This is a genomic window from Finegoldia magna (assembly GCF_018371055.1).
In the GTDB taxonomy this organism is placed as follows: Bacteria; Bacillota; Clostridia; order Tissierellales; family Peptoniphilaceae; genus Finegoldia; species Finegoldia magna_I.
The window spans coordinates 1-2081 of record NZ_JAGYZD010000271.1; the positions used below are offsets into that span (position 1 = coordinate 1).

Consider the following 2081-nt stretch of genomic DNA (forward strand, 5'->3'; position numbering starts at 1 on the left):
TTTATCAGTTTTTCTGTGTCATTGAAATCCTCAGAAATTAAGACCTCCTCAACAATATCAGCCTTATTTTCAATAAGTTCATAAGTTGGAAAAGGTCCCATTGTATAAGAATATTCAAGATCTTTTTTGTATTTTGTGTATTTTTTCATTTATACTCCATTACTAAACACCCACATCGCTTTGATTTGTGGTTGTAATCTGTCATATTTCCATGATTTTTGTGAATTTGTAAAGCTATTTGGATCGTTCAGTATAATATTGCCATTTGCATCCATTCCCGAAATCACCATGACATGCCCTGTTTGTGTGAAATCGCCAGGTCTTACAGAAATTAGGATTGGATTTCCTTTTTTTAGATTTTGTTTGATAATATTATAATTCGCATCCATTTGAACAGCTTTCAATCCGTATTTTCTTGCGATATAAGGATAAAATCCCCAGCTTGTTCCTTCTGATGAAGAATATCCGTTGCGATCACTTTCTTCAGCTATTTTTGCTGGAGTGATTGAAGGATCGTTCTTCAAATACGACATCGCCATTGCGCAACTTGTAGGGCCACATCCTGTAAATCCAATAATTCCGTAGCCGTATTTTTCATAACCCCATCTCTTGTCCCATTGCAAATACAGTGGTACGTTCGAACTATTTGCGTTTTCTGGGTATGAATAGTCGTTTTTAATTGTAGAATCAATTGTTTTCGCCACGAAATTCACAGCAGTGTAGTTGTTACCCGCAAGTTTTAAAAGAGAAGGATGAATGTCGTCAGCGCTTTTCATCACTATTTTTGCATTAGGATTGTACTTTGCGTAAACTTCCAAATTGTGCAACAATTCATTTCTCTTAAATGTGTTTTGGTAAATATTTTCATTCTTTTTGATTTCATCAAAAACTTCCTCATCAGTTTTTTCTTTTTCCACTGGTTCTTCTGGTTTGGAGTTTTGTTGTTCGGAAGTCTTTTGCTCCTGAGCTATCTCAGCTTGTTTTTGTTCAGCTGAATGCTCTTGTCTATCATTTTTTACTTTTATGATTGAAAATAGAATTACTAATAGAAATACAGAAAACACAATCCTTCGTTTTACTGCGCGTCTTCTTTTTTCTTCTAGAAATCTATCGTGATTATTACGTATCAAGTTTTCACCTCATTTATCTAATTATATCACACGATTTGAAATTATTACAAAATTATGACAACTTTATAAAATTGTAACATTCTTTTGGGTATAATTACATTAGAGGTGATGATATGAGTAAATTTTACGATTCAATTTCAGATAATTACGAAGATATTTTTCAACCAAATGACAAACAAATAAGCTTCTTAGAAGAACGTGCTCACGGCAAAATCTTGGATGTTGCCTGTGCCACTGGAAAAGTTGCAAAAAGACTTCAAGATGATGGGTATGATGTGATTGGGATTGATTTGGAAGAAAAGTTTGTCGACAAGGCAATTAATGAAAACAAAATCGATGCTAAATGTATGAATATGTTAGATATCGACAAATTGGAGGAAAATTTCGGTTTGATTTATTGCATCGGAAATTCTTTGGTACACTTAGATTCTACAGAAAAAATAAATGAATTTTTGAAAAAATGCTACGACAAGTTAAACCCAAACGGAAATCTCGTACTTCAAATCATTAACTTCCATCCATTTTTAAAAGTAGATGACGATTACTTGGGAGATCTTCCAACTATCAAAAACGAAAAAGTTGAATTTGTACGAAAATATTTCAGAAATGGTGATTTTATACGATTTAACACAGTGATGACAGCCGCTGATAAGTCCATCGAAAACGACGTCAATTTATTTCCAATAACATCAGATGAATTAGTAAAACTTTTAGAACAAAATGGTTTTGAGAATATAAAAATATACGGCGGATTTAATAAAGCAGAATTTGATAAGGAAAACTCCAGACCATTAGTAATCAGTGCCGAAAAACTATAAAAAAAAATTTACTTGCATTAAAAAACCTCCCTCATTGACCTGAACCCGTAAACACGGAATAATTTAATAATATTTTAAGCGGAATGTAATCTGTACATGACAGGGGACATTCCGTTTAATTTTGTTTTAATTC

Annotated in this window: 2 protein-coding genes; one reads left to right on the forward strand and one right to left on the reverse strand. The window is 32.7% G+C overall.

Going from position 1 to position 2081, the window contains the following annotated elements:
- Positions 1–149: 149 nt before the first annotated feature.
- Positions 150–1130: a C39 family peptidase gene (locus KHW44_RS08965; protein WP_304068649.1), complete on the reverse strand. Its 981-nt coding sequence runs from the start codon at positions 1128–1130 to the stop codon at positions 150–152.
- Between the two features lie 113 nt (positions 1131–1243).
- On the opposite strand from KHW44_RS08965, the gene KHW44_RS08970 reads away from it, so the two are divergent.
- Positions 1244–1948, forward strand: a complete 705-nt coding sequence (locus tag KHW44_RS08970; protein ID WP_304068652.1) for a class I SAM-dependent methyltransferase — start codon at positions 1244–1246, stop codon at positions 1946–1948.
- The last annotated feature ends 133 nt before the right edge of the window (positions 1949–2081 follow it).